The sequence below is a fragment of the Rhizobium sp. rho-13.1 genome, from assembly GCF_007000305.1.
GTDB lineage: Bacteria > Pseudomonadota > Alphaproteobacteria > Rhizobiales > Rhizobiaceae > Rhizobium > Rhizobium rhododendri.
Window position 1 is genome coordinate 494,407 of the sequence record NZ_SCFL01000002.1, and the last position, 24,018, is coordinate 518,424.

General features: G+C 60.3%; 25 protein-coding genes. 18 read left to right on the forward strand and 7 right to left on the reverse strand.

Annotated elements, in window-relative coordinates; translation table 11 throughout:
- The first annotated feature begins 15 nt into the window (after window positions 1–15).
- From flaF to folD, 12 genes are all read left to right on the forward strand, one after another.
- Entirely contained in the window at window positions 16–363 is a 348-nt protein-coding gene (flaF, locus tag EQW76_RS08845) for a flagellar biosynthesis regulator FlaF (RefSeq protein WP_111216860.1), read from the forward strand.
- The gene (flbT, locus tag EQW76_RS08850) at window positions 360–809 is read left to right on the forward strand and encodes a flagellar biosynthesis repressor FlbT (RefSeq protein ID WP_111216862.1); all 450 of its coding nucleotides are present in this window, start codon (window positions 360–362) and stop codon (window positions 807–809) included. Before flaF ends, flbT begins: the two co-directional genes overlap by 4 nt.
- On the forward strand, window positions 800–1,315 hold the full coding sequence (gene flgD, locus EQW76_RS08855) for a flagellar hook assembly protein FlgD (protein ID WP_142824026.1): 516 nt from the start codon (window positions 800–802) through the stop codon (window positions 1,313–1,315). The genes flbT and flgD overlap by 10 nt, the downstream gene beginning before the upstream one ends.
- Window positions 1,316–1,426: 111 nt before the next feature.
- Window positions 1,427–1,693: a flagellar biosynthesis protein FliQ gene (gene fliQ / locus EQW76_RS08860; RefSeq protein ID WP_111216865.1), complete on the forward strand. Its 267-nt coding sequence runs from the start codon at window positions 1,427–1,429 to the stop codon at window positions 1,691–1,693.
- 124 nt (window positions 1,694–1,817) lie between these two features.
- The gene (gene flhA, locus EQW76_RS08865; protein ID WP_142824027.1) at window positions 1,818–3,905 is read left to right on the forward strand and encodes a flagellar biosynthesis protein FlhA; all 2,088 of its coding nucleotides are present in this window, start codon (window positions 1,818–1,820) and stop codon (window positions 3,903–3,905) included.
- On the forward strand, window positions 3,902–4,654 hold the full coding sequence (fliR, locus tag EQW76_RS08870; protein ID WP_142824028.1) for a flagellar biosynthetic protein FliR: 753 nt from the start codon (window positions 3,902–3,904) through the stop codon (window positions 4,652–4,654). Before flhA ends, fliR begins: the two co-directional genes overlap by 4 nt.
- 15 nt (window positions 4,655–4,669) lie before the next feature.
- Window positions 4,670–5,089, forward strand: coding sequence for a hypothetical protein (locus tag EQW76_RS08875; protein ID WP_142824029.1), 420 nt, complete (start codon window positions 4,670–4,672; stop codon window positions 5,087–5,089).
- 31 nt (window positions 5,090–5,120) lie between these two features.
- Window positions 5,121–5,720 (forward strand): rod-binding protein, encoded by a 600-nt coding sequence (locus tag EQW76_RS08880; protein WP_111217405.1) that lies wholly within the window; start codon window positions 5,121–5,123, stop codon window positions 5,718–5,720.
- A 13-nt stretch (window positions 5,721–5,733) separates the two neighbouring features.
- Window positions 5,734–6,102, forward strand: coding sequence for a hypothetical protein (locus tag EQW76_RS08885; RefSeq protein ID WP_111217407.1), 369 nt, complete (start codon window positions 5,734–5,736; stop codon window positions 6,100–6,102).
- A complete protein-coding gene (locus EQW76_RS08890) occupies window positions 6,099–6,644 on the forward strand; it encodes a flagellar basal body-associated FliL family protein (protein ID WP_142824030.1) in 546 nt (181 codons plus the stop codon). The genes EQW76_RS08885 and EQW76_RS08890 overlap by 4 nt, the downstream gene beginning before the upstream one ends.
- Window positions 6,645–6,780: 136 nt before the next feature.
- Window positions 6,781–8,706, forward strand: a complete 1,926-nt coding sequence (locus tag EQW76_RS08895; protein WP_142824031.1) for a hypothetical protein — start codon at window positions 6,781–6,783, stop codon at window positions 8,704–8,706.
- A 118-nt stretch (window positions 8,707–8,824) separates the two neighbouring features.
- Window positions 8,825–9,724 carry a bifunctional methylenetetrahydrofolate dehydrogenase/methenyltetrahydrofolate cyclohydrolase FolD gene (gene folD / locus EQW76_RS08900; protein WP_142824032.1) on the forward strand — a complete coding sequence of 300 codons (900 nt, stop codon included), beginning with the start codon at window positions 8,825–8,827 and terminating at the stop codon, window positions 9,722–9,724.
- Between the two features lie 7 nt (window positions 9,725–9,731).
- Here folD and EQW76_RS08905 read toward each other — a convergent pair whose 3' ends face one another.
- Window positions 9,732–10,757 (reverse strand): substrate-binding domain-containing protein, encoded by a 1,026-nt coding sequence (locus EQW76_RS08905; protein ID WP_142824033.1) that lies wholly within the window; start codon window positions 10,755–10,757, stop codon window positions 9,732–9,734.
- Window positions 10,758–11,074: 317 nt separating this feature from the next.
- Here EQW76_RS08905 and EQW76_RS08910 point away from each other — a divergent pair, with 317 nt between their 5' ends.
- The 6 genes from EQW76_RS08910 to EQW76_RS08935 all read left to right on the forward strand — a co-directional run bounded on the left by EQW76_RS08910 (window position 11,075) and on the right by EQW76_RS08935 (window position 18,067).
- A complete protein-coding gene (locus tag EQW76_RS08910; protein ID WP_142824034.1) occupies window positions 11,075–12,436 on the forward strand; it encodes an ABC transporter substrate-binding protein in 1,362 nt (453 codons plus the stop codon).
- A 120-nt stretch (window positions 12,437–12,556) separates the two neighbouring features.
- Entirely contained in the window at window positions 12,557–13,573 is a 1,017-nt protein-coding gene (locus EQW76_RS08915; RefSeq protein ID WP_142824452.1) for a sugar ABC transporter permease, read from the forward strand.
- A gap of 1 nt (window position 13,574) precedes the next feature.
- Window positions 13,575–14,738, forward strand: coding sequence for a carbohydrate ABC transporter permease (locus tag EQW76_RS08920; protein WP_142824035.1), 1,164 nt, complete (start codon window positions 13,575–13,577; stop codon window positions 14,736–14,738).
- Window positions 14,739–14,774: 36 nt separating this feature from the next.
- A complete protein-coding gene (locus EQW76_RS08925; RefSeq protein WP_142824036.1) occupies window positions 14,775–16,427 on the forward strand; it encodes an alpha-glucosidase in 1,653 nt (550 codons plus the stop codon).
- A gap of 24 nt (window positions 16,428–16,451) precedes the next feature.
- Window positions 16,452–17,546, forward strand: coding sequence for a sn-glycerol-3-phosphate ABC transporter ATP-binding protein UgpC (gene ugpC / locus EQW76_RS08930; protein WP_142824037.1), 1,095 nt, complete (start codon window positions 16,452–16,454; stop codon window positions 17,544–17,546).
- Between the two features lie 110 nt (window positions 17,547–17,656).
- Window positions 17,657–18,067, forward strand: coding sequence for a hypothetical protein (locus EQW76_RS08935; RefSeq protein WP_202617128.1), 411 nt, complete (start codon window positions 17,657–17,659; stop codon window positions 18,065–18,067).
- Between the two features lie 72 nt (window positions 18,068–18,139).
- Here EQW76_RS08935 and EQW76_RS08940 read toward each other — a convergent pair whose 3' ends face one another.
- The 6 genes from EQW76_RS08940 to pgl all read right to left on the reverse strand — a co-directional run bounded on the left by EQW76_RS08940 (window position 18,140) and on the right by pgl (window position 24,015).
- The gene (locus EQW76_RS08940; RefSeq protein ID WP_142824038.1) at window positions 18,140–18,604 is read right to left on the reverse strand and encodes a GNAT family N-acetyltransferase; all 465 of its coding nucleotides are present in this window, start codon (window positions 18,602–18,604) and stop codon (window positions 18,140–18,142) included.
- A gap of 121 nt (window positions 18,605–18,725) precedes the next feature.
- Window positions 18,726–18,926, reverse strand: coding sequence for a hypothetical protein (locus EQW76_RS08945; RefSeq protein WP_111217881.1), 201 nt, complete (start codon window positions 18,924–18,926; stop codon window positions 18,726–18,728).
- 232 nt (window positions 18,927–19,158) lie between these two features.
- Window positions 19,159–19,527 (reverse strand): VOC family protein, encoded by a 369-nt coding sequence (locus tag EQW76_RS08950; RefSeq protein ID WP_142824039.1) that lies wholly within the window; start codon window positions 19,525–19,527, stop codon window positions 19,159–19,161.
- Window positions 19,528–19,735: 208 nt separating this feature from the next.
- On the reverse strand, window positions 19,736–20,896 hold the full coding sequence (locus tag EQW76_RS08955) for an acyltransferase (RefSeq protein ID WP_142824040.1): 1,161 nt from the start codon (window positions 20,894–20,896) through the stop codon (window positions 19,736–19,738).
- A gap of 534 nt (window positions 20,897–21,430) precedes the next feature.
- Window positions 21,431–23,248: a phosphogluconate dehydratase gene (edd, locus tag EQW76_RS08960; RefSeq protein ID WP_142824041.1), complete on the reverse strand. Its 1,818-nt coding sequence runs from the start codon at window positions 23,246–23,248 to the stop codon at window positions 21,431–21,433.
- Window positions 23,249–23,316: 68 nt separating this feature from the next.
- Window positions 23,317–24,015: a 6-phosphogluconolactonase gene (gene pgl / locus EQW76_RS08965; protein WP_142824042.1), complete on the reverse strand. Its 699-nt coding sequence runs from the start codon at window positions 24,013–24,015 to the stop codon at window positions 23,317–23,319.
- Between the last annotated feature and the right edge of the window lie 3 nt (window positions 24,016–24,018).

A 24,018-nucleotide genomic window follows, 5' to 3' on the forward strand; every position in this document is an offset into this window, starting at 1 on the left:
AGGAAGGATGCATGAATGTATCAGTTCTCATATGCAGAAATCATGCAGGACGCAGTGGCCGACGCCAAGGAGCGGGAACGCCAGGTCCTTGATCGGTCGGTCGCTCTTCTGACGGCTGCGATGCAAAAAGAAAAATACGGTCGAGAATCGATCGAGGCACTTTTTTACACAAGACGTGTCTGGGTTGCCTTCATCGAGGATCTCAAGAACCCCGAAAATCAGCTTGATGTCACCCTGCGTGCGAACCTTATCTCTATCGCCATCTGGATCTTGAAGGAATGCGACAGGATCAGGCGACGGAAGTCGACAAACTACCAGGGTATCATCGACGTCACAACCATCATCAGGGATGGACTTAAATGAAAAGTACACTTCGCATATCGCTTAAAGCCGGCGAACGGATCTTCATCAACGGAGCCGTGCTGCGCGTCGACCGCAAGGTCGCTCTCGAATTCCTGAACGACGTGACATTCCTCCTGGAAAACCACGTTCTCCAGCCCGAGGACGCAACGACTCCATTGCGCCAGCTCTATTTCATCGCCCAGATGATCCTGATCAATCCGGAAGGCAAGGATCAGTCGACGGTGCTGTTCCGCAAGTCGATCGTCATGCTGCTCAGCTGCTTCAAGAATGAAGAAGTCCTGGCCGAACTGAAGCGCATCGACGGGCTGGTCGCGACCGGCAAGGCATTCGATGCACTGAAGTCTATCCGCGGCCTCTACGTCGTTGAAGACAGCATCCTCAACAGCCCGGAAATGCCGGCTGCCACCATTGAGCAGATCCGCCGAGAAATCGCACCATGGCGGTAACACCAGTCAGCACCGTCGCAGGTGCTACCGCGACGGGGGCCACGGCAACTGCTACCGCCACGGGGACAAGCAGCGCCGCAGCAACCAACGCGACGACTGCGGCGGCAAGCGCATCGCTGAACTACAACGACTTCCTTCAGCTGCTGATTGCCCAGATGAAGACGCAGGATCCGACGTCACCGATGGACGCCAGCGCGCAGATCTCGCAGCTCGCCAGCTTCTCGCAGGTGGAACAGCAGATCAAGACGAACGCCCATCTGGAAACTGTCCTGTCGAACCAGATGCTGTCCCAGGCGGCAAGCTACGTCGGCAAGACGATCGTCAGCGCCGATGCCACGGTAACCGGCGTCGTCAAGGAAGTCAGCGTCTATTCGGACGGTATCCTTGCAATTACCGCTGCCGGCGATAAGGTCCTGATACAGCCGGGAATCAGTGTCACCGACGGAACAGTGGTGAAGCCGACAGGCACGAGCACGACGACAGACACCGCTTCGACAGCCAAATAGAGCTTTCGATCTGGCTTCAGTCACTCCTGCTGTGGAGGTCCACTGAAACCGAAAATATATTGGCGCGGTCGCGGCTGGCGAGCGTGCCTTGAACACAGGAAATTGGCCGAGATGAACGAAGCCGATGCATTGGATATCTTTCAGGCGGCGATCTGGACCGTGCTGATATCGGCCGGTCCGGCGGTTGCCGCAGCGATGATCGTCGGCATCGTCATTGCGCTCGTCCAAGCGCTGACGCAGGTTCAGGAAGCGACCTTGACGTTCGTGCCGAAGATTGTCGCTGTTTTCGTGACGATCGGCATCACGGCGCCGTTTGTCGGTTCGCAGATCGGCATTTTCACTAATCTGGTCTTTTCCCGTATCCAGTCTGGCTTCTAGCGGACCAGATCGGGCTGCAGGCGTGTGAGCCATCCTCGCGCAAGCTTCATCCCGTAACTCGACAGGAGAATACGGCAAGCGGTTCGTCCGCCGGCCTCCTCTCATGAAGAGACGGACCTGAAGAATGGCGTTACCTCCTTCGCTGCCCCTGCCGAAAGTCGCCCCGAGTTTCCGCGACGTAGGATTTGCCGTCGGCATCGTCTCGATGCTCTGCATCCTGTTCCTGCCGATCCCGCCGTTCCTCATCGACATGGGCCTGGCTTTCTCGATCGCGCTGTCCGTCCTCATCCTGATGGTCGCGCTGTGGATCCAGAAGCCGCTTGAATTCTCGTCGTTCCCGACCATTCTTCTGATCGCCACGATGACCCGCCTGGCGCTGAATATCGCGACGACGCGCGTGATCCTGGCCCATGGCTACGAGGGCGACTATGCGGCCGGCGGCGTTATTGCAGGCTTCGCCAATCTCGTCATGTCCGGCGACTTCGTCATCGGACTGATCGTCTTCCTGATTCTCATCACCATCAACTTCATAGTCATCACCAAGGGTGCAACGCGTATCGCTGAAGTCGGCGCCCGCTTCACCCTCGATGCCATTCCCGGCAAGCAGATGGCCATCGACGCCGACCTTTCGGCCGGCCTCATCGACGAGCGAGAGGCACAGCGCCGGCGCAAGGAGCTGGAAGAGGAGAGTTCCTTCTTCGGCGCGATGGACGGTGCGTCGAAGTTCGTGCGCGGCGATGCGGTCGCCGGCCTGATCATCACCTCGATCAACATCTTCGGCGGCATCATCATCGGCTATTTCCGCCATGGCATGCCGATCGGCCAGGCGGCCGATGTGTTCGTCAAGCTTTCGGTCGGTGACGGCCTTGTGGCGCAGATGCCGGCGCTGATCATCTCGCTTGCAGCCGGCCTGCTCGTTTCGCGCGGCGGCACGTCAGGGTCCACCGACCAGGCCGTCGTCAACCAGCTGAGCGGCTATCCTCGTGCGCTCGGCGTTGCCGCCGGCATGATGTGCCTGCTGGCTATCATGCCCGGACTTCCGTTCATTCCGTTCATCACACTTGGCGGCATCATGGGCGCCGGCGCCTGGTTCATCCCGCGCCAGGCAGAGGCTCTCAACAAGCTCCGCCGCGACGCCGAAGAACAGAAGGTCAGCCAGTCCAAGGATCTCGAGAAGGATTCGGTCAAGAACGTCCTCAAGACCTCCGAGATCGAGCTGGCACTCGGCAAGATCGTCTCGACAAGGCTGCTCGGCGCCCATCAGGAACTGGCATTCCGCGTCGGCAAGATGCGCAAGAAGTTCGCCTCGCAATACGGCTTCGTGGTTCCGGAGATCAAGGTCACCGACGATATCTCCATTGCCGACAAATCCTACCAGATCCGAATCCACGGCACGACCATCGCGTCCAACCTGCTGCGCGTGGGCGAAGTCCTGGTGGTCACCGGCGCCGGCCGCAAGCCGACCGTTCCGGGCGACGATATCCGCGAACCAGCCTTCGGCATGCCGGCCGTCTCGGTCCTCGAAGCCTTCACGGAAGACCTCAAGCGCGAAGGCTTCCAGCCGATCGACAACGTCTCGGTGGTGCTCACCCACATGAGCGAAGTCATCCGGAACAACCTTCCGGCGCTGCTGTCCTACAAGGACGTCAAGATCCTGATCGATCGCCTCGACCCGGAATACAAGAAGCTCGCCGATGAGATCTGCTCCTCGCACATGTCCTACTCGGGCCTGCAAGCCGTGCTGAAGCTGCTGCTTGCCGAGCGCGTGTCCATCCGCAACCTGCATCTCATTCTCGAAGCGGTCGCCGAACTGGCGCCGCATGTGCGCAAGACCGAGCAGATCGTCGAGCACGTCCGGGTCCGCATGTCGCAGCAGCTCTGCGGCGACCTTGCCGACAATGGTGTGCTGCGCGTCCTGCGGCTGGGCTCGAAATGGGATCTGGTGTTCCACCAGGCATTGAAGCGCGATCCAAAGGGCGAAATCATCGAGTTCGACATCGATCCACGCAATCTCGAGGAATTCAGCGAGCAGGCGACGCGAGTTATCCGTGAATTCATGGACAAGGGCTTGCCTTTCGTACTTGTCACGTCGCCGGAAACACGCTCCTATGTGCGCATGATCATCGAACGCCTGTTTGCGACGCTGCCTGTCCTGTCGCATGTGGAATTGGCCAAGGGAATCGAGATCAAGATTCTGGGCGCTATTTCATGATTACAGACCCTCAGGGGACCGTCCTCGCACTCTTTTTGTGCTTCTGTCGCATCGGCGGCTGCGTGATGGTTCTCCCGGGGTTCTCATCGGCCCGCGTGCCGCAGCAGATTCGCGTGCTGCTGGCGGTGGCGCTGTCGATGGCGGTTCTGCCAGTGCTGTGGGACACTATCTATCCGAAGGCCTCACTCGGTGGGCCGCAATATGTGATGCTGATCGCCACCGAATCGCTGATCGGCGTGATGTATGGAATGATGGCCCGGCTCTATACGCTGGGATTGCAGTTCGCCGGGACGATCATCGCCATGATGATCGGTTTGACGTCTCCGGGCGGTGCCGATCCGGTGGAAGACGGCAGCGAAACCGCCATTTCCGGCGTGATTACCTTCTGCGGCCTGATGATCCTCTTCATCATGGATTTCCACCACTACGTTTTCCGCGCGCTTATCGATTCCTACACGCTGATCCCCTTCGGCGGTCATATCGAGATGCAGGCGACGCTGATCTCTTTTACCGATACCCTGCAGGCGACCACCTACATCATGCTGCGGCTTGCCAGCCCTTTTCTGATCTACGGCCTGATGTTCCAGGTTTCGATCGGCTTCATCAATAAGCTCGCACCTCAGATCCCGGTCTACTTCATCTCTACGCCCTATCTGCTGATGGGCGGACTTTTCATGCTCTATCTCAGTCTGGCGGCGATGATCAGCCAGTTTTCCGATGCGTTCCTCAGCGTCTACAACGGTCATTAGCGGGCAGGGCACGAAATGGCGGAACAGAGCCGATCCAAGAAACTGAAGCGTCTCGTGGCCGTTCAGCGCCATCTGGAGCAGATGGCCGAGCAGGAGCTGGCGGAGGCCATGCGCGTGCGCGCCGAGGTCGGGCACTCCATCGACCAGGTGGTGGATGCCATCGGCTCGATCGATGTAGTGCATATGGCCTTTGCCCAGCAATATGCCTGGCGGTTGGGTCGCCTGACACTGCGCGACCAGCAGCTTGAGGGTATGCAGGCGCTTATCGAGATGAATGTGCTGAAGGAGCGGACCAAGGCGGACCGGCTCGAGGAGCATATGATGGATGCCCGCGCCGCAGAATTACGCGAATCCGACGACAATGCGGTCTACGATATCATCGATCAGCGATTTGCCGCCGTCGCACCAGCCTCCAGCAAGGTTCAAAAACCATAGTCGTCACGAGTTCATACGAAAGGAACGTGACGTGGCTATTTCGCCCCCCAGTGATTTGGTCCTGGATGTTGTAAGAGCAGCCGACCCGACAGACCTGCAGGCAGCGCAGGCCAAGCTTCAGGCCAACCGCGCAGCCTTTGCCGCCACCAGCCTTGCAGAAGCCGGAAACGGCTTTGCGTCGACGGTCGACGTTCTGAACAAGGCCGGCACGCAGGCGGGTCTCGCCAATGCCAACGAACGATCGACGACGGGCAAGGTGCCTGCCGCCTATCAGAAGTTCGAGGCCATGGTCCTCCAGAATTTCGTCAAGAACATCCTGCCAAACAGCGACACGCTCTACGGCAAGGGTACTGCCGGTGAAATGTGGAAGGGCATGATGGCCGAACAGCTCGGTAACACCATGGCCAAGGATGGCGGCGTCGGCATCGCAGCGAAGATGTACCACGAGCAGCTTTCCAAGACCCGGGGAACCGGCGCCGACCACGTCGAGACGAGCGACAACGACAAGCGGCAGGCACTCAGCATGATCGACGACTTCGAGCGCAAGACGTTCGGAACGCCGTCGGCAGAAAACGACAATACCGGTACGACCGTGACCAATCAGGATTCCCTGACGTCGCAGAAAGTGTAAGTGGGGCAAGGCTATGGAAATTATTTCGAACGACTACCGGATCAAGTCTGTCCTGGGCCGGCTGGAACTGATCATCGACAACGAGAACAACCGCATCGGCAAGGACGCGGAATTCGATCTCAAAGTCTCCAACGCCCACAAGAGCCGTTGCCTTTATGAACTGTCGATGCTGTTTCGCGATACCGACCCCGCTGAAATGGCAGCTGCCCACATCGAGCAGCTGCACGGCCTGAAGAAGAAGCTGGTGCTTAACGCGCGTCGCGTCGAAGCCCATCTGGAAGCCGTGCGCGCTGTGGCTGAAATTCTGAAGAATGCCGTGCAGGATGCCGATGCAGACGGCACCTATTCCCAGGAACAGTTCGCGGTGCGTCAGGCAGGATGATCAAGCTCGTCGCCACAGGCCTTTGGGTGTGCGTCGTCACCTTGGTGGCGGTCTACTTTTCCATCCAGATGGCGACAGCCCCGGCCGCAAGCCCGGATGCCAAGCCTTCTGCCAAGGAATTCGTCAAGGGCGAGTCGATCAATGTCCCGATCATTGGCGACACAGGCGTCAGCGGCTATTTCATCACCAAGATTTCCTACATGATGGACAAGGACAAGGCGAAGGATCTCGAAACACCTTTGCCGGCCCTGACGACGGATGCTTTGTTTACGCTGCTGGTCGGCAACAAGATGATCGATATGTCAAAGCCGAAGGCGTTCAATGTCGAAGCCTTTCGCGACGAGATCAAGAAGAACCTGAACGGCCATCTGGGCGGCGAGTATGTCGACAGCGTGGTGATCGAGCAGCTCGACTATCTCTCCAAGGACGAGGTGCGCGCCAACGAGGGCGCGCCTGTCAAGAAAAACATGAAGACGGTACCGATTGTCCCACCGGAAGCCCCGCCCGGCGGCGACGCGGTGAAGGCTGAGAAAACGCACTAAAACAGCGCGCTAATCGTGGAAAGTCGCTTGCCGCGGCCGACTGTTAACCTTTTCTTTCCTATCAAAATTTACAATCGGTTAATCATCCGAAGTTGCCGCCGATTGATCGACGGTCCTGTGCGCGAGATCGGCCGTCATGGTACAGAGCGATTTTAATAACAGAGTGTTCCAGTCCGACAACGACCGGATCGACACTACTCCCGACCGCCGCCAATCCGGGCTGAGCCAGGCCGAATTGCTGGATTTCCTGCAGCGGTCCCTGGCTGGCGAACCTTTTCCCGTTTCCGCTCCTGGTGCCCGCACTGCGCCGGAAGCGACAGTGCCGCTTGCCCTGCGGATTCGGGAAATCCTGCGCACCGATGACAGCCGACCGGCTGCTCCGGAGATGGACGAACCGGCTCAATCCATGGCGATAGACGAGCCAGCGCCCGTTCAGCCTGCGTCGGCCGAATCATCAGCGGTGGATGCCGCGTATTTCGACGCCGATTTGCAGCCCCCGACCGAGTACTCTCCGTCGCTCTCCGAGCCGCAAAAACGCGCAGCCATTTCCTGGGGATCTGCAGCCTTCATCCTCGCGGTCACGGCCGGAAGTGCTCTCGTGCCGACGATGCTTGCGACCCCGCCACACTACGCCGCCCAATCCCGCCTGCAGTTTCTGGGCGCTGCCCGCACCACGCCCGGCTTCATGGACGCGACCCTCCAGCGGATCACCTCGCAGCATGCGCTGGCCCAGGTCGTGACGCGCCTGAAACTGGATCACGATGCGGAGTTCAGCGGCGGAAAGGCGACGGCCTATAGCGTCATCAGGGACCTCTTCACCGACAGCGGTGCTGCAGCCGACAGTTTTTCACGCGCCCAGCTTGCCCTCAAGCAAAGACTGACCATCGCTCCCGATCTGCAATCTGGCGCCATTGCGCTTGTGGCGCGGTCGGAAGATCCGGCAAAGTCTGCCCGCATCGCCAACCTTCTTGCCGACATCGCCGTCCGCGACGCCGCGACCAATCCTTTGGCTTCAGTGCCCGGCGCGGCTGAGCTTGCGCTCGAAAGCGACCGCAAGCGTTTCGACGACGCGACCTCCGCCCTTGCGAATTTCAAAGCGGCTGCCGGTGACGAGAAGATAGCCGCCGCGACCGATCTGATGGCCAGCCGCGAGGCTCTCGGCAACCGGCTTGCCACGGCAAACGCTGCAGTCCAGGCAGCTTCCATCCGCCTGACAGCGGCCAAATCTGTCAGGATGGCCGACGTGCTCGATGGTGCGATCTCCCCAGACCTCGGCTCGCCTGCAGCGCTCGAAGACCTGCGCAATCGCTATGCAGCGGCGAGGAGCACGCTCAGTCAGTTGTCGACGCAGCTCGGCCCGCGCCATCCGCGCCTGATCGCGGCTCAGTCGAGCATCGATACCCTGGGGGCGTCGATCCTTGCCGAGATCCGCAAACTGGTGGTTGCCAGCGACGCCGAAGTCAAGACGACCACGACTGAGGTGAAACAGTTGAAGGATCGCCTCGCCGAACTCGATGGCCAGAAGGTCGATGTCGATCTCGAGGCATTCCGCCGGTTGCAGGAGAATGTCGAGACCGCCCGGCAGGCCTATGATGCGGCACTCACGGCATCTGAAGAAACAGCCCCGCAATCGAAGCCCTCCGAGGTTCCGCTGGCGCTGACCACACCTGCCGTGCCTGCAGCAACACCCATCGATGACGATATGACATGGCGGAGCCTTCGCAGCGCGCTCGGCGGTCTTGCCATCGCGCTGGCGCTCGTGGCCGCCCGTCTGCTGGTCCGGAGATCGTTCCGACGCCCGTCGGACGACCATCACGCCGTCGATTTCGATAAGGTCGATCTACTGGTGGATTTTCCTCAGGATCAGGCGCCGGTTCGGGTGCCGCTGGATCAGCCGCAGAAACGTTTTGACGCCAGTGTCGCTGTTGCCAACGACCGCCTGGAACCGGTTGCCGGGCGCACAGAGCCTGAAACAGCACTGGCCGCAATCATCGATGATGTGGCCTTGCTGCGCGAAAGGGTCGCCAACTACGCTTCGCGGCGCCAGGCCGCTGGCCGCTGAACAAGTCTTCCCGCCGTCTTGCAAATATCGTGTTTTGACATCATAGGGCGTAGACAGGCAAATCCCCGCTGCAGGGCAGGGCTAGATTGCCGCGGCATCGATATCCGGGAGAATACGCGTGGCGACAGTAATCGACGGCAAGCAGGTGGCGGCATCGGTCATCGAGGCCGTGAAGGCGGCTGCATCCGTATTGGCAACGGAAACCGGCAAAAAAACCGGCCTTGCGGTCGTGATCGTCGGTGACGACGCCGCCAGCCACACCTACGTCGCCGCCAAGAGCCGCATGGCCAAGGAATGCGGCTTCAATTCAATCCAGCATACCTTGCCTCTGGAGACGAGCCAGGACGAACTCGCAACCCTGGTTTCAACTCTCAATGCAGATCCGGCCATCGACGGCATCCTGGTGCAGCTGCCCTTGCCGAAGCACCTGGATTCGGACGCGATCATCCAGTCTATCCTGCCTGAAAAAGATGTCGACGGCCTGCATGTCGTCAATGCTGGCAAGCTCGCTACCGGCGATCTCGCGACAGGACTGATCTCTTGCACGCCAGCCGGCGCCATGCTCTTCGTCCGCCAGACCCACGGTGACGATCTGTCGGGTCTCAATGCCGTGGTCATCGGTCGCTCCAATCTGTTCGGAAAGCCAATGGCCCAGCTCCTGCTCAATTCCAATGCGACGGTGACCATCGCTCATTCGCGCACGAAGGATCTGGCCACCGTCTGCGCCCGCGCCGATATCCTTGTAGCGGCCGTCGGCCGGCCCGAGATGGTCAAGGCCGATTGGGTGAAGCCGGGCGCGACGGTGATCGATGTCGGCATCAACCGCATTGCCGCACCGGAGCGCGGCGAGGGCAAGACCCGATTGGTCGGCGATGTCGCCTTTGCCGAATGCGCCGATGTCGCTGATGTCATCACACCCGTTCCCGGCGGTGTCGGCCCGATGACGATCGCCATGCTGATGGCAAATACGGTGATTGCCGCCTATCGCGGCGCCGGCCGGACCGCGCCGACATTCTAAAGCAACGTCAGGAGGCTGGTGCGGCCCCCGTGGATGCGCGCACGATAAGTTCGGCCTTCCAGAGTTCGTGTTCAGGGTAGGGGCCCTGGTTCTTGATCCCGCCGATCAACCGCTCCGCGACGCGGACGCCGGCTGCCCGCAGCGATGAACGGGTGGTCGTCAGCGGCACCGAGAAATTCTCCGGCTTCAAGAGCGCCAGCACGTCGTCATGGGCAATCAGCGAGATATCCTCGCCGAGCCGGAGGCCGGCCTGATTGACAGCGCGGATCGCACCCAGCGCCAAAACGGTGCTGGAACAGAGGATGGCTGTCGGTCTTTCCGTCATCTGCAGGAAACGCTCCATTGCCACAAAGCCCTGTTCGTCGGTCATCGGCGTGTTGCTGACAGAGGTCTCGTCAAGCATCAGGCCGCGTTCGGCGAGCGCCGCGACCACGCCGTTTTGACGGCGCATGGCGAAGTCGAGATGGGCCGGCCCGTTCATCAGCGCGAACCTCCGATGCCCGAGTTGCAGCAGCAGCCGTGCCGCATCGTAAAAGGCGGCCTCGTTGTCGATGTCGACGAACGGGTAGTCAGGCTCGCTGCCGAACGAGCGCCCGTGTACAACGAAAGGAATCGACAGCGATTTCAGCATGACGACGCGCGGATCATCGGCCCGCATATAGGCGACGAACAGCGCATCGACGTTGCCACTGACCGCCAGGCGCCGCAGGGCCGCCACTTCATCCTCCGGATGCGCCGGCATGATGACGAGGTGAAAATCGTGCCGCAGCGCCTCCTCGCCAAGCCCCGTGAGAAATTCTCCGAAATGCACGTCGGACGGATGTCCGGGCGCTGTCGGCATGACGAGCCCGATCGAGCCCGCCTTGCCCGTGGCTAGCCGTTGCGCCGCCGTGTTCGGTCGATAGCCGGTGTCGCGGACAGCGGCCAGCACCCTTTCGCGTGTCTCGCGGCTGACTTCCGGGTATCCGTTAAGGGCGCGGCTGACAGTCGTCTGGGACAGGCCGAGCATTTGCGACAGCTGTTTCAGGTTCACACCGATGACCTCCCCACGCGCATTCCATACAGTGGACAAAGGGCCACCCAAACCCGGCAGCTCCGCCCAAACGCCTCCCAAAGCGCTTTCAATTATGATGTCTTTGCCATCCTTGACTCAAGAAAAATCGCGTCATATTTCGTTTATTCGATGTTGCAATGCGAGATTTCGCATCTGCAGTCGTCGTTTCGTAAAATCGCTTGACTCAAGAGAGCCGCAGTAGAATGAATTCGCAAGCCAAAGCGCTTTGAGGATAGCGTGTCACTCGCTGTTTTGTGGGAGATGCTTTTGGATATTGTGACGGGAGGGAAAATCACATGAAGACATCATTTCTGATGAGCATTGCTTTGGCCGCAGTGATGGCCGGCTCCGTATCGGCCGCCGACCTGAAGTTTAAGCCGAATGAAGACTCCAAGTTCAACTGGAAGAGCTACGACACCTTCAAGACGGCCCACGCCGATCTGAAGGGCCAGACGCTCACGATCTTTGGACCGTGGCGTGGCGAAGACGAAAAGCTGTTCGCCAGCGTTCTCGCCTATTTTACCGAAGCTACCGGCATTGACGCGAAATACTCGTCGTCGGAAAACTACGAGCAGCAGATCGTCATCGACACCCAGGCCGGTTCGCCGCCGAATGTCGCGATCCTGCCGCAGCCGGGCCTGCTCGCCAATCTCGCCAGCAAGGGCTACCTGACGCCGCTCGGCGACGACCAGGCCAACTGGGTGAAGACCAACTACGGCGCCGGCGACAGCTGGGTCAGCTACGGCACCTACAAGGGTAAGGACGGCAAGGATGCCTTCTACGCCTTCCCCTACAAGGCCGACCTGAAGTCGCTCGTCTGGTACGTGCCGGAAAACTTCGAGGAAGCCGGCTATAACGTGCCGAAGACGATGGAAGATCTGATCAAGCTCTCCGACCAGATCGTCAAGGACGGCGGCGTGCCGTGGTGCATCGGGCTCGGATCGGGCGGCGCGACCGGCTGGCCGGCAACCGACTGGATCGAGGATCTGATGCTGCGCACGCAGTCTCCGACCGACTACGACAAGTGGACCACCAACGAGCTGAAGTTCAACGATCCGAAGGTCGTGGGGGCTATCGAGGAATTCGGCAAGTTCGCCAAGAACGCGAAATATGTCGACGGTGGCGTTGCAGCCGTTGCCTCGACCGATTTCCGCGACAGCCCGAAAGGCCTCTTTTCGGTGCCGCCGAAGTGCTATCTGCACAAGCAGGCTTCGTTCATCCCGTCTTTCTTCCCTGAGGGAACGAAGCTCGGGCAGGACGCCGACTTCTTCTACTTCCCGCCCTATGCCTCGCATCCTGAGCTCGGCAAGCCGGTTCTCGGCGCCGGTACTCTGGCTGCGATCACCAAGGATTCGAAGGCCGCCCGTGCTTTCATCGAATTCCTGCAGACGCCTATCGCCCATGAAGTGTGGATGGCACAATCCGGCTTCCTGACGCCCTACAAGGCCGTCAACACCGGTGCCTACGCCAACTACACGCTGAAGAAGGAAGGCGAGCTTCTGACTTCGGCCACAGCCTTCCGTTTCGACGGATCGGACCTGATGCCGGGCAAGATCGGCGCCGGCGCCTTCTGGACCGGCATGGTGGATTTCGTCGGCGGCAAGTCCGCACAGGCCTCGGCAGACGATATCCAGAAAGCCTGGGACGGCATCAAGTAAGACCCTCATCTGAAAAGCCGCCGCCGGTATCCGGCGGCGGTCAGGATGGCCGCCAGCGTCGGGGAGGACGACGATGGCGGCCGCCACAAGCAGCAATCAAATGCGCAAGGGGAGGGACTTATGATCTGGCAGATCGCTTCGGCACTGGGCGCCGTGGTTCTGGGCGTCGCCGCCTGCGCCGCCTATTTCCTGTTTTCCAACAAGTTGCTCGATTTCGCATTCCCGGCCCGGGATGGCGACGACGTTTTCGTCGCATCACGCAATCTGCGGCGTCGCTCGATCATCCGCCCCTGGCTGTTCATCGGGCCGGCACTGCTGTTGCTGGTCGTCTATCTCGTCTACCCGGTCGTTGCCACGTTCATCCTGTCCTTCTACGACAAGGGCGGCGAGCAATATGTCGGGCTCGCCAATTACCAGTGGGCAATCGGTGACCGCGAGTTCCACCAGGCCATTTTCAACAACATCCTTTGGTTGGCCGTCGTGCCGGCCGCCTGCACCTTCTTCGGCCTCGTCATCGCAGTGATGACCGACCGGATCTGGTGGGGAAATATCGCGAAAAGCATCGTCTTCATGCCGATGGCCATCTCCTTCGTCGGCGCCTCCGTCATCTGGAAGTTCATCTACGAATATCGTGGTGGCAACGACACCCAGATCGGCCTGCTGAACGCCATCGTGCAGTTGTTCGGCGGCACGCCTGAGGTCTGGATCTCCATTCCCTTCTGGAACAACTTCTTCCTGATGATCATCCTCATCTGGATCCAGACCGGCTTTGCGATGGTCATCCTGTCGGCAGCCCTGCGTGGCATCCCGGAGGAGACCATCGAGGCTGCCGTCATCGATGGCGCCAACGGCTGGCAGATCTTCTGGAAGATCATGGTGCCGCAGATCTGGGGAACGATCGCCGTCGTCTGGACGACGATCACCATCCTCGTGCTGAAAGTCTTCGACATCGTTCTCACCATGACCAACGGTCAGTGGGACTCGATGGTACTCGCCAACCTGATGTTCAACTGGATGTTCCGTGGCGGTGGCGACAGCGGCCGTAGCGCCGTTATCGCCCTCATCATCATGGTCGCCGTCATGCCGATCATGATCTGGAACGTCCGGCGCGCCAACCAGGAAACGGGAGAGCACTGAGATGACCTTCGACAGGAACTTCTTCAGCATTGGCCCAGCCCGGCTGTTCTTCCACGCCATGGTGCTTTTGATCGTCATCGTCTGGTTGGTGCCGACACTCGGCATCTTCGTCACCGCATTGCGCGACAAGGATCAGATTACCGTCTCCGGCTGGTGGACGGCCTTTTACGGCTCCTCACAGACGACAGCAGTACGGCTCGACGCTGCAGACAAGCAGCAGCAGGACGGTACAAACTACGTCATCTCAGGCTCGGTCTTTTCGAATGCGGGTTCGCTCGGCAAGGTCAGTGCGTTCGGCGTCAAGGCGCAGGACCCCTCAGCCTTCAAGGCCGGCGAGCCTGCCGATATCGGTAACGGCGAAACTTTGCTGATCAACACGGACGGCAGCTACAAATACACCAAGAACGCCGCCTTCGACGACACGCGCGGCAAGCGCATATATATCTCCGTCGCCTCGCCGCCGGCCTTCACGCTGCAAAACTTCAAGTCGGTGGTGACGGGCGAGGGGATCGGCCAGTCTTTCATCAATTCGCTGACCGTCACCATCCCAGCCACCATCATCCCGATCCTGATCGCCGCCTTCGCCGCGTATGCGCTGGCCTGGATGGAGTTTCCCGGCCGATCGCTGATGATTGCGCTGGTAGTCGGGCTGATCGTCGTGCCGCTGCAGATGTCGCTGATCCCTCTGCTGCGGCTCTATAACGACATCGGCTCTTTCCTCGGCGTGCCCTCGAAAACCTATCCCGGCATCTGGCTTGCCCATACGGCCTTCGGCATGCCGCTCGCCATCTATCTGCTGCGCAACTACATTGCCGGCCTGCCGAAGGAGATCATCGAATCCGCCCGCGTCGACGGCGCCAGCGATTTCGACATCTTCGTCAAGATCATCCTGCCGCTGTCCTTTCCGGCGCTCGCCTCCTTCGCGATCTTCCAGTTCCTCTGGGTGTGGAACGACCTTCTGATCGCCATGGTCTTCCTCGGCACCGCCAAGGACCAGCTGGTACTGACCGGCAGCCTCAATGCCCTGCTCGGCTCGCGCGGCGGCAACTGGGAAATCCTGACGGCCTCGGCCTTCGTCACCATCATAGTTCCGCTCCTCGTCTTCTTCGGTTTGCAGCGCTACCTGGTGCGCGGTCTGCTGGCCGGATCTGTCAAGGGCGGCTGACGCCTACAATTCGCATTCAAACAGGATCTCCCGGGAATGACTATTGCTACTCCATCGATCACGACGGCCGACAAGAACTGGTGGCGCGGTGCTGTGATCTACCAGATCTATCCGCGCTCGTTCCAGGACTCCAACGGCGACGGCATCGGCGATCTCAAGGGCATCGCCGCCCGCTTGCCGCACGTCGCCTCGCTCGGCGCCGACGCCATCTGGGTGTCGCCCTTCTTCATGTCGCCGATGCGCGACTTCGGCTATGACGTCTCTGACTACGAGGACGTCGACCCGATCTTCGGCACGCTCGCCGATTTCGATTCGCTGATCGCCGAAGCCCATCGGCTCGGCATCAAGGTGATGATCGACCTTGTCATCTCCCACTCCTCCGATCGCCACCCGTGGTTCGTCGAAAGCCGCTCCAGCCAGGATAACCCTAAATCCGACTGGTATGTCTGGTCGGACGCCAAGCCCGACGGCACGCCACCCAACAACTGGCTGTCGATCTTCGGCGGTTCGGCCTGGGCCTGGGATCCGACCCGCATGCAATACTACATGCACAACTTCCTGACCTCGCAGCCGGATCTCAATCTCCATAATCCGGAGGTCCAGGATCGCCTGCTGCAGGTCGTCCGATTCTGGCTCGAGCGCGGCGTCGACGGCTTCCGCCTCGACACCATCAATTTCTATTTTCACGACCGCGAGCTGCGCGACAATCCGGCGTTGGCTCCCTCCCGCCGCAACGCCTCGACGGCCCCGGCGGTCAATCCGTATAACTTCCAGGAGCACATCTACGACAAGAACCGCCCGGAAAATATCGCCTTCCTCAAGCGCTTCCGCGCTGTGCTGGAAGAGTTTCCGGCGATTGCAGCCGTCGGCGAGGTTGGCGACAGCCAGCGTGGCCTGGAGATTGTCGGCGAATATACCTCCGGCGATGACAAGATGCACATGTGCTACGCCTTCGAATTCCTGGCGCCAGACGCCCTGACGCCGGCTCGAATCGAGGAGGTCATGAAGGATTTCGGCGCGGCGGCACCGGATGGCTGGGCCTGCTGGGCGTTTTCCAACCATGACGTCGTGCGCCATGTCAGCCGCTGGGGCAGCCTGGTGGCCGACCGTGAAGCCTTCGCCAAGCAATATTCGGCGATCCTGATGACGCTGCGCGGCTCCGTCTGCCTGTACCAGGGGGAAGAGCTCGGCCTGACCGAAGCCGAGATCGCCTTTCAGGACCTGCAGGATCCCTACGGCATCCAGTTCTGGCCGGAATTCAAGGGCCGCGACGGTTGCCGCACGCCCATGGTCTGGGACAGCCAGGTCGTGCAGGGCGGGTTCTCGACGGAAAAGCCATGGTTGCCGGTGCCTGTCGAACATATCCTGCGCGCCGTCAGCGTCCAGAGCGGCGATGAAAACTCGGTGCTCGAGCACTACCGCCGTTTCCTCGCGTTCCGCAAACAGCACCCGGCCTTCGCCAGCGGCGAGATTTCCTTCTATCCGCCGCAGGATGACGTGATGCTTTACACGCGCACGTTCGGCAACGAGACGATCCTCTGCGTCTTCAACATGAGCGCCTCGGATGGATCGGCTGAACTGCCGGAGGGTGCGTGGGAAGCGCTGGCCGGCCATGGTTTCGCCAGCGAAATTTACGGCAATAAAATCGATATTCCGGCCTGGGGCGCGTATTTCGCGCGCCTCGCCTAAAGACAAGAACGGGAGGGGCTTGCGATGACTGGACTGGTTCTGAAGGATATCCGGAAATCCTACGGCGCGGTGAATGTGCTGCACGGCATCGACCTTGAAATCGCCCACGGCGAATTCATTGTCTTCGTCGGGCCGTCCGGCTGCGGCAAGTCGACGTTGCTGCGGATGATTGCCGGTCTGGAAAGCATTACCGGCGGCGAGATGATCATAGACGGTCGCGTCGTCAACCAGGTGCCGCCCTCGCGGCGCGGCATCGCCATGGTGTTCCAGTCCTATGCGCTCTATCCGCATATGACTGTTTACGACAACATGGCGTTCGGCATGCGCATTGCCCATGAGAGCAAGCAGGAGATCGACCGCCGTGTGCGCGCGGCGGCCGACAAGCTGCAGCTGACGCAATATCTCGACCGCCTGCCGAAGGCGCTCTCCGGCGGCCAGCGCCAGCGAGTCGCTATCGGCCGCGCCATCTGCCGCAATCCGAAAGTCTTCCTGTTCGATGAGCCACTGTCGAACCTCGACGCTGCGCTGCGCGTCGCCACCCGCATCGAGATCGCCCGGCTGAACGATTCCATGCCGGATACGACGATGATCTATGTCACCCATGACCAGGTGGAGGCGATGACCCTTGCCGACCGTATCGTGGTGCTGTCGGCCGGCCGCATCGAGCAGGTCGGCCCGCCGCTGGAACTCTACGAGCGTCCGGCCAATCTGTTCGTTGCCAAATTCATCGGCTCGCCCGCCATGAACATCATCCCGGCAACGATCGCCGAGGCAGGCGTATCGACCGTGGTGACGCTGAAGGGCGGCAAGTCGGTAACGCTCGATATTTCTACCGATGCATCTGACAAGGGTGGCACGGCAAGTTTCGGTGTGCGCCCTGAAGACCTGCGGCTGGCAGAGGGCGACGACTACCTGTTCGAGGGTGAGGTAGCGATCGTCGAGGCCTTGGGCGAGGTGACGTTGCTCTACATCGAAGGTCTCGTCGACGGCGAGCCGATCGTCGCCAAACTGCCCGGTATTGCCCCTGTCGAGCGCGGCCAGAAGATGCGCTTCATTGCCGACAAGGAAAAGCTGCATCTCTTCGACAGCGAGGGAAAGACCTATCGCCGGACGCGATAAGGCGATGGGCATTTTACAACTTTCGCGACGTCAGCCTCGCACATCTAACAAAGTGTTAAATAACGGCTGCTATTCTTGAAGCACGCCGTAACATTTGAAGGCTCACGATCATGGCAGCATCCGTGCCGAAACAGCAGAACCATTTCCTGAACAAGGAAGAGTCCTTCATGTACGACCGCGAAGGTCGCTACAAGATGCAGGACACGATGAATGCGGCACGGATCGAATACACCGAAAAAGGCGTGATGCACCTGGCCTCACGCCGCTGCGACATCGTCAAGATTTCCATGAGCGGCGCCATTCTGGCGATCCTGACGCAGTATAACCTGCCGAAGCAATTCTATCTCGATATCCCGGACGCGCGCATCAACAAGGTCGGCTGCGTTCTGATGAAGGTTTTCCCCAACAACACCGTCGAGGTGCGCTTCCTGTCGCTGCTGAGCGAAAAGGAAATGAACAAGATATTCGTCTACAGCACCCACCCGGCTCACCGAAACCATGTGCTGGATATCAGGGGTTAAGGCTGGCAGCGGAGCGGGTTTGGCGTGCTGGCGGAAAATGTCCCGGCGGTCGAGACTTGGCGCGGTTGGAGTCTACAATCCCTTTTGCATGATCGAGTATGTCCTGCCGGTGTTTTCGAAGGTCTCGATGGTCGCCCAACCGGACTTCATGTAAAAGCCCGCAGCATGGGACGTGTATAGCGTCAGACGCAGGATGCCTTCACGCCGAGCGAGCGATTCAAGCTCGGCTATCATGCGCGCACCATGCCCTCGGCCCCTATGCGGCCTGTCGACGTAGACACCAGCCAGCCATGGATTAAGCTCGGGGCGTCCTTCCAGGTCATCCAGGCAAAGGGCTGACATCGCAACCGGCACTTCGTTTTCGAGCATGACAAGGACGGTCGGCATCAATTCCGAAACACTCGCCCCATCGATTTCGCGCTTCAACATCTCTTCGTGCGTAACTGTGCCACCCTGGAAGAATGCCTCCCATCGCCAGGTGCCGGTCGTGTGCACGAGGTCCGGGCGCTCTTTCGTCGTCACGAAGGTAAGGGTCATAAAAGCTCTGCCGATGATCGCGTGGGGTCGGCATGCACTTACGGTCACTTTGCAAAAATGAGATGACGCTCCGACATCGCCAACCTGGCAAACAAGTTATGCCTATTCCGACAGCCCCGCCTCAGAGCCTGCGCGCTGCCAGGCGACGCTTGTCACGCTCGACATATTCGGCGCCGCGCGCGGTCAGCCGGAACTCACGCTTCTGAAATTCGCCGCGAATCGTGATGAAGCCTTGCTCTTCGGCCTCCTTCAATGTCTTCAGGCCGGTACCCTTGGGGGGAGACTGCCAATCCAGGCCTTCGGCGCTGTGTAGCAAAACCATGATCTTGATAATGTCGTTTCTCCATGGCCGATGCAGACAGCGGCGCTACGTGGTCGAATGCACGTTCCGAACGGCACCATTGATCTGGAAAGACAATGTCGAAGCCGTCCCGGGTTCCGTCAGAAGTCCGTGTATAAAAGCCTGCCGCGCTTTGGTCAATTGACGCGCTGCGGCCGGTCGGCTTGTTTGGAGATGCCAAGAGTTCTGCCGGTTTTGGCGTGTGGCAGCTGACCTATTTGGCAGAGACTTGCATCAATTCTATTCGGTTGCCGAAAGGATCGTTCACATACACTCGCGTAAATCCCTCGAGCGGCTGGTCCGACGTGGTCTCATAGCCGGCATTCTGCAGGGTATGGCATAAACTTGCGAGGTCATCCACGAGAAGCCCGGGATGGGCCTTCTTCGCGGGTACGAAATCATGCTCGACACCGAGATGGATTTTGAGTTTCTCCATTCCAAACCAGCAGCCACCTCTTGACGCGAGATGGAGCGGCTTTTCCAACTCTGGCAACCCGAGCACGCCGCTGTAAAACGCCCGGGCGACTTGTTCCTGTCCCGCAGGCATTGCCAGTTGAATATGGTCGATCCCAATGACGGCCATTGAACCCCTCCGCCTTTCGTATTGAACGGGATCACCCTACGCAAAGATAGGCCCGATGTCTGCCGAGGGACAACAGGCAGACGCTGGACGGCTCGGCGATGGTAGGCCAGCCAAGTTCTATGATCTACCTGTCCTGGCAGCGCGGCGGAACGGCACGGATAATGGGCGGCTCATGCCGAATTCGCTGTCCGCGTCGGCGATGTCGCCATCAGTTCAAGTGTGCCAGGGCCTGTCGACCGAGCGTCAGCATATTCCAGAATTGCGGGCGGGAAGGGCTTCTGCCGCCGAGAAGCAGGGCCAGGAAGCCGGGTGCGACGAGGCTCAGCACGAAGGTGGCGCAGACTGAGGCAGCCAACCCGACGAACGGTGCCGTCGCGAAGAACAGCAGGTGCGCTGCACCGCCGATGCGAAATCCGAGGGTCTCGAAGCACATCCAGATGGCACCGGCGATCAGGGTATGACCGCAAAAGGCAAAGAATATCACCGGCTCGAATGCGACCGTGAAGGCAACCAGCCGGGGGAAGCGCAGCAGTGCCTTCGTAGCCCACCAGAAGAGGATGGCGCCGGCGAACCGGTCAACGAGTTGCAGCACGCGAAGCGCCCAGTCGTGCTCGTGGTCGCCGATCCAGTCGTAATTCGCATAGAATGGCAGGCAGCCGATCGCCAGCAGGATCACGAACGACAGGGGTGCGAGAATGCGGCTGTGACGATCTATGATATCAGGCGACGCCATTCCCTTGGCAAAGGCGAGGCCGATCGCAAAGAACAGGACGATCGCGCTGTTGGTGAATATTACGCCGTCGAGATTGAAGATACTGTTGGCAATCAGCAGTGCGAACAATAGCCACGGCTTTCTTTCAAGCGCATAGAGCAGAACAGGCGTCCAGAGAACTGAGACGAAGACGTCGCGCAGGAAATAGAGCGGCCCGTTGCGAGGGTAGCCCGAAATGCCGAAGAGATGCTGGGGGATGGCGCTGACATCGGGAAGGGTAGCCGGCCCGTCCAGCACCGCATCCTTGGCAATGATCACCGCGCTCCACAGGGCGAGGGGCACGACGACGGTCAGGATTTTCCGGCCCACCTGATCGCTCCAGGATTTAGAGCCGGCGAGGATGACCAGCAGATAGCCGGAAACGATGCTGAGCAGGGGTACGCTCGATCGGCCGATGATCTCGCGTATCATCCAGATGATACCGGAGCTTGAAAACGCGGTGGTCGGAGGGTCGATCAAATAGGGCGGGATATGCATGTAGATCACCGCCAGGATGCAGCAGACCCGGGCAATCTTGATCCGGCTCGACATCATCGGTGAGATTGTGGTCGGTGGAGCCGTCTCGGCGGTATCCGGTAAAGTTGTCTTTGAGACCATTGGTTTTTCGCTTTTCCGCTAGAGCCAAACTGGGTTTCGCGTCACCTCTACACGCTGAAGGAAAGGCATGCTACCAGAAATTGCTGACATAATGCGGTTATCTTGCTGTTTATGCAGCGATATATTTTTGAGTGAGGGCTAGATGCAGAGTGGTGGGGTTGTATGCTTACGGCACAGGTGCCCCTTGACCGTCAGGATACTGGTAAAATATGGCCTGTCGTTTCAAACCGATAGGGTGAAATTTATCTTGGTTCCCTCATGGGTTTTCTCACGCATCGCGGTCGTCGAAAGGCATCGAATCTCTGCCAGGAGAGAGTTCGCGATGGTTGTGAGGCCGCTATGGCCTCGCCTGTTGAAAACGCAGGCAAAACGCGGTTGAGCATGCACGTCCCAAAGGCTGGAGGCCGAGGATAACGTGATCTGGTCCGGCAGTTTATGTCGAAAGGATCGGGTGTGCCGCCGCAAGCTTCAGGCGGTCACACCAAAATTCGAAGCCGCGGCCGGCCAGCCGAAGCTGGGTAGCCGCGCCTTGCCTCAGGCGAAGACGCCGGCGCCCTGGTCGGCCGGGCCGGCGGCGCGGCGGAAGGGGGCGAACAATTCGCGGCCCATGCCGTATTCGTTGTCCGACAAGTCGATCATGACTGGTGTGCGTTCCGCAAGGTCAGCGGCATCGACCATCAGTTCGAGCGTACCGGCGATAGCGTCGATGCGGATCATGTCGCCTTCCTGGATGCGCGCGATCGGGCCGCCGTCTACGGCCTCTGGCGTCACATGGATCGCCGCCGGGATCTTGCCGGACGCGCCGGACATGCGCCCGTCGGTCAGGAGTGCCACCCGGAAGCCGCGATCCTGCAGCACGCCGAGTGCCGGCGTCAGCTTGTGAAGTTCGGGCATGCCGTTGGCCTTCGGCCCCTGGAAGCGCACCACGGCGACGAAGTCGCGGTTGAGCTTGCCTTCCTTGAAGGCTTCCTGCAGCTCCTTCTGGTCGTGAAAGATGACTGCCGGCGCTTCGATGACGTGGCGCTCCAGCTTGACGGCGGAAATCTTGATGACCGCTTTGCCGAGATTGCCGCGCAGCATCTTCAGCCCGCCATTGCCCTGGAACGGCATTTCGATGCTGGCAAGCACCTTGGGATCGGCGCTCTTCTCGGCCGACGGCTGGCGGGTGACCGTGCCGTTTTCGCCAAGCAGGGCGTCGACGGTGTAAGCCTCCAGCCCATGGCCGAACACGGTCCTGACGTCGTCATGGACGAGGCCGTGCTTCAGGAGCTGCTTGATGAGGAATCCCATGCCGCCGGCGGCGTGAAAATGGTTCACGTCGGCCTGGCCGTTCGGATAGACGCGGGCGAGCAACGGCACCGCGTCGGAGAGCTCGGATATATCCTGCCAGGTCAGCATGATGCCGGCCGCGCGTGCCATTGCGACCAGATGCATGGTGTGGTTGGTCGAGCCGCCGGTCGCGTGCAGGCCGACGACGCCGTTGACGATCGAGCGCTCGTCGATCATCTCGCCGGCAGGTGTATATTCGTTGCCGAGCGCGGTGATCGCCAGCGCCCGCTTCGTCGCTTCGCGGGTGAGCGCCTCGCGCAGGGGCGTGCCGGGATTGACGAAGGAGGCGCCGGGCATGTGCAGGCCCATGATCTCCATCAGCATCTGGTTCGAGTTGGCCGTGCCGTAGAAGGTGCAGGTACCTGGCCCATGATAGGATTTGGACTCTGCTTCCAGCAGTTCCGCCCTGCCGACCTTGCCTTCGGCGAACAGCTGGCGGACACGTGATTTCTCGTCGTTCGCAAGACCTGATGTCATAGGCCCGGCGGGAACGAAGATCGCCGGCAGATGGCCGAAGCTCATGGCGGCAATGAACAGACCCGGCACGATCTTGTCGCAGACGCCGAGATAGAGCGCCGCGTCGAACATGTTGTGCGACAGGCCGACGGCCGCCGACATGGCGATCAGGTCCCGCGAAAAAAGCGACAGTTCCATGCCCGGTTGTCCCTGCGTCACGCCATCGCACATGGCGGGAACGCCGCCTGCGACCTGCGCAATGCCGCCGGCCTCAGTGGCTGCGGCCCGGATGATGTCTGGGTAGCGCTCGAAGGGCTGATGGGCCGATAACATGTCGTTATAGGAGGTGATGATCCCGAGATTGGCAACCTGGTCTGCGGCCAGGGCATCCTTCTCGGAGGGGGAACAGACGGCGAAACCATGGGCAAGGTTGGCGCAGCCGAGCGTGCTGCGCTGAGCGCCTTTGCTGCCTACCTCTCTCAGACGACCGAGATAGCGTTCGCGCGACGCTTTTGAGCGTTCGACGATGCGGGCGGTGATCGCGGATATGCGTGCGTCAGCGGACATGAGGAACCCCTGTCTTCAATCGGTTGCCGTGTTTTTGTGGCGGCGCGGACGCGGCCTTCGGGCTCCGGTCAGGGAGCCCAATAGATTTCGACCGGCGAGGCGGCCCGGCGCAGGATGGCGCGGATCGGCATCTCGGTCTCTTCGCCGGCAGCTTCTGCCTTGGCGAGAACGTCTTTCTTGCTCTGCCCCTCGATATGCAGCACGAGGAGGCGAGCATCCTGAAGGCTGGCAAAAGTGAAGGTCAGCCGTGGTTCGCCAGCGCCTTCGGCTTCCATGGTGATGATGCCGCGTGGTGTCTGCGGATCAAGCGCCTTGGCAAGATTGCTGCCGCCGGGAAAGAACGATGCCGTATGGCCATCGCCGCCCATGCCGAGGATGGCAATATCGAACGGATCGTCGATGCCCCTGGTCTCGGCCGTCGCGATGACGGCGGATTTTTCGGCATCCGCCGCCGGCTGGTACAGCGGCAGGAATTTGGCTGCCGCCGCATTGTTCTTCAGAAGGTGCTGCTTGACCAGCAGATGGTTCGAGCGTGGATTGTCGGCGGGCACGAAGCGCTCGTCGACCAGCGTAATCGTCACCTTGCTCCAGTCGATGGCGCGCAATGACAGCGCTTCGAAAAAGGCCTTCGGCGTAGAGCCGCCGGAGACCGCAATGCTGGCCGTGCCCCGTGCGGCAACGGCAGCCGAAAGAGTTTCGGCAACCTTGTTCGCCAGACCGGTGGCGAGCGCCGGGCCGCTTTCAAAAGCATGCATGTTTGCTGTCATCGC

Excerpts from the sequence above, each read along its gene's own strand:
- flaF (WP_111216860.1), top strand. The coding sequence starts at position 16 with ATGTATCAGTTCTCATATGCAGAAATCATGCAGGACGCAGTGGCCGAC.
- flbT (WP_111216862.1), top strand. The coding sequence starts at position 360 with ATGAAAAGTACACTTCGCATATCGCTTAAAGCCGGCGAACGGATCTTC.
- flgD (WP_142824026.1), top strand. The coding sequence starts at position 800 with ATGGCGGTAACACCAGTCAGCACCGTCGCAGGTGCTACCGCGACGGGG.
- fliQ (WP_111216865.1), top strand. The coding sequence starts at position 1,427 with ATGAACGAAGCCGATGCATTGGATATCTTTCAGGCGGCGATCTGGACC.
- flhA (WP_142824027.1), top strand. The coding sequence starts at position 1,818 with ATGGCGTTACCTCCTTCGCTGCCCCTGCCGAAAGTCGCCCCGAGTTTC.
- fliR (WP_142824028.1), top strand. The coding sequence starts at position 3,902 with ATGATTACAGACCCTCAGGGGACCGTCCTCGCACTCTTTTTGTGCTTC.
- EQW76_RS08875 (WP_142824029.1), top strand. The coding sequence starts at position 4,670 with ATGGCGGAACAGAGCCGATCCAAGAAACTGAAGCGTCTCGTGGCCGTT.
- EQW76_RS08885 (WP_111217407.1), top strand. The coding sequence starts at position 5,734 with ATGGAAATTATTTCGAACGACTACCGGATCAAGTCTGTCCTGGGCCGG.
- EQW76_RS08890 (WP_142824030.1), top strand. The coding sequence starts at position 6,099 with ATGATCAAGCTCGTCGCCACAGGCCTTTGGGTGTGCGTCGTCACCTTG.
- EQW76_RS08895 (WP_142824031.1), top strand. The coding sequence starts at position 6,781 with ATGGTACAGAGCGATTTTAATAACAGAGTGTTCCAGTCCGACAACGAC.
- EQW76_RS08910 (WP_142824034.1), top strand. The coding sequence starts at position 11,075 with ATGAAGACATCATTTCTGATGAGCATTGCTTTGGCCGCAGTGATGGCC.
- EQW76_RS08915 (WP_142824452.1), top strand. The coding sequence starts at position 12,557 with ATGATCTGGCAGATCGCTTCGGCACTGGGCGCCGTGGTTCTGGGCGTC.
- EQW76_RS08920 (WP_142824035.1), top strand. The coding sequence starts at position 13,575 with ATGACCTTCGACAGGAACTTCTTCAGCATTGGCCCAGCCCGGCTGTTC.
- EQW76_RS08925 (WP_142824036.1), top strand. The coding sequence starts at position 14,775 with ATGACTATTGCTACTCCATCGATCACGACGGCCGACAAGAACTGGTGG.
- ugpC (WP_142824037.1), top strand. The coding sequence starts at position 16,452 with ATGACTGGACTGGTTCTGAAGGATATCCGGAAATCCTACGGCGCGGTG.
- EQW76_RS08935 (WP_202617128.1), top strand. The coding sequence starts at position 17,657 with ATGGCAGCATCCGTGCCGAAACAGCAGAACCATTTCCTGAACAAGGAA.
- EQW76_RS08940 (WP_142824038.1), bottom strand. The coding sequence starts at position 18,604 with ATGACCCTTACCTTCGTGACGACGAAAGAGCGCCCGGACCTCGTGCAC.
- EQW76_RS08945 (WP_111217881.1), bottom strand. The coding sequence starts at position 18,926 with ATGGTTTTGCTACACAGCGCCGAAGGCCTGGATTGGCAGTCTCCCCCC.
- EQW76_RS08950 (WP_142824039.1), bottom strand. The coding sequence starts at position 19,527 with ATGGCCGTCATTGGGATCGACCATATTCAACTGGCAATGCCTGCGGGA.
- EQW76_RS08955 (WP_142824040.1), bottom strand. The coding sequence starts at position 20,896 with ATGGTCTCAAAGACAACTTTACCGGATACCGCCGAGACGGCTCCACCG.
- edd (WP_142824041.1), bottom strand. The coding sequence starts at position 23,248 with ATGTCCGCTGACGCACGCATATCCGCGATCACCGCCCGCATCGTCGAA.
- pgl (WP_142824042.1), bottom strand. The coding sequence starts at position 24,015 with ATGACAGCAAACATGCATGCTTTTGAAAGCGGCCCGGCGCTCGCCACC.